The organism is Streptomyces sp. NPDC002754 (assembly GCF_053592315.1).
In genome coordinates this window covers 1,654-4,150 of the sequence record NZ_JBSFVM010000081.1, presented here as the reverse complement: position 1 = coordinate 4,150, position 2,497 = coordinate 1,654, and the positions used below count along the sequence as shown (strand labels likewise).

The 2,497-nt window shown below is 56.4% G+C and carries 1 rRNA gene (cut by a window edge); it reads right to left on the bottom strand.

The features are described from left to right. Positions 1–22 precede the first annotated feature (22 nt). Positions 23–2,497, bottom strand: a 23S ribosomal RNA gene (locus ACWD2L_RS40855); it runs 177 nt beyond the window's last position.

Genomic DNA, 2,497 nt, shown 5'->3' with positions numbered 1-2,497 from the left:
CAACACAGTGGACGCGAGCAACTGAGGACAAGCCCTCGGCCTATTAGTACCAGTCACCTCCACACCTTGCGGTGCTTCCAGATCTGGCCTATCAACCCAGTCGTCTACTGGGAGCCTTAACCCCTCAAAGGGGGTGGGAATACTCATCTCGAAGCAGGCTTCCCGCTTAGATGCTTTCAGCGGTTATCCTTTCCGAACGTAGCCAACCAGCCATGCCCTTGGCAGGACAACTGGCACACCAGAGGTTCGTCCGTCCCGGTCCTCTCGTACTAGGGACAGCCCTTCTCAATATTCCTACGCGCACAGAGGATAGGGACCGAACTGTCTCACGACGTTCTAAACCCAGCTCGCGTACCGCTTTAATGGGCGAACAGCCCAACCCTTGGGACCGACTCCAGCCCCAGGATGCGACGAGCCGACATCGAGGTGCCAAACCATCCCGTCGATATGGACTCTTGGGGAAGATCAGCCTGTTATCCCCGGGGTACCTTTTATCCGTTGAGCGACGGCGCTTCCACAAGCCACCGCCGGATCACTAGTCCCGACTTTCGTCCCTGCTCGACCCGTCGGTCTCACAGTCAAGCTCCCTTGTGCACTTACACTCAACACCTGATTACCAACCAGGCTGAGGGAACCTTTGGGCGCCTCCGTTACTCTTTAGGAGGCAACCGCCCCAGTTAAACTACCCATCAGACACTGTCCCTGATCCGGATCACGGACCCAGGTTAGACATCCAGCACGACCAGAGTGGTATTTCAACGACGACTCCACAACCACTGGCGTGGCCGCTTCACAGTCTCCCACCTATCCTACACAAGCCGAACCGAACACCAATATCAAACTATAGTAAAGGTCCCGGGGTCTTTCCGTCCTTCTGCGCGAAACGAGCATCTTTACTCGTAGTGCAATTTCACCGGGCCTATGGTTGAGACAGTCGAGAAGTCGTTACGCCATTCGTGCAGGTCGGAACTTACCCGACAAGGAATTTCGCTACCTTAGGATGGTTATAGTTACCACCGCCGTTTACTGGCGCTTAAGTTCTCAGCTTCGCCACACCGAAATGTGACTAACCGGTCCCCTTAACGTTCCAGCACCGGGCAGGCGTCAGTCCGTATACATCGCCTTACGGCTTCGCACGGACCTGTGTTTTTAGTAAACAGTCGCTTCTCGCTGGTCTCTGCGGCCACCCCCAGCTCAAGCAGCAAGTGCTATCACCAGGAATGGCCCCCCTTCTCCCGAAGTTACGGGGGCATTTTGCCGAGTTCCTTAACCATAGTTCACCCGAACGCCTCGGTATTCTCTACCTGACCACCTGAGTCGGTTTAGGGTACGGGCCGCCATGAAACTCGCTAGAGGCTTTTCTCGACAGCATAGGATCATCCACTTCACCACAATCGGCTCGGCATCAGGTCTCACCCTCATGTCTCCCGGATTTACCTGGAAGACGGGCTACACCCTTACCCCGGGACTACCATCGCCCGGGCTGGACTACCTTCCTGCGTCACCCCATCGCTCACCTACTACCAGCTTGGACCGGCGGCTCCACCACTTTCCATTCCCCGAAGGGTCCGGAACGGCTTCACGGCCTTAGCATCACTGGATTCGATGCTTTTCGCGTCACAGCGGGTACCGGAATATCAACCGGTTATCCATCGACTACGCCTGTCGGCCTCGCCTTAGGTCCCGACTTACCCTGGGCAGATCAGCTTGACCCAGGAACCCTTAGTCAATCGGCGCACACGTTTCTCACGTGTGTATCGCTACTCATGCCTGCATTCTCACTCGTGAACCGTCCACAACTCGCTTCCGCGGCTGCTTCACCCGGCACACGACGCTCCCCTACCCATCACAGCAGGCGTTGGCCCTATTGCTGCAATGACACGACTTCGGCGGTACGCTTGAGCCCCGCTACATTGTCGGCGCGGAATCACTTGACCAGTGAGCTATTACGCACTCTTTCAAGGGTGGCTGCTTCTAAGCCAACCTCCTGGTTGTCTCTGCGACTCCACATCCTTTCCCACTTAGCGTACGCTTAGGGGCCTTAGTCGATGCTCTGGGCTGTTTCCCTCTCGACCATGGAGCTTATCCCCCACAGTCTCACTGCCGTGCTCTCACTTACCGGCATTCGGAGTTTGGCTAAGGTCAGTAACCCGGTAGGGCCCATCGCCTATCCAGTGCTCTACCTCCGGCAAGAAACACACGACGCTGCACCTAAATGCATTTCGGGGAGAACCAGCTATCACGGAGTTTGATTGGCCTTTCACCCCTAACCACAGGTCATCCCCCAGGTTTTCAACCCTGGTGGGTTCGGTCCTCCACGAAGTCTTACCTCCGCTTCAACCTGCCCATGGCTAGATCACTCCGCTTCGGGTCTTGAGCGCGCTACTATACCGCCCTATTCGGACTCGCTTTCGCTACGGCTTCCCCACACGGGTTAACCTCGCAACACACCGCAAACTCGCAGGCTCATTCTTCAAAAGGCACGCAGTCACGACTG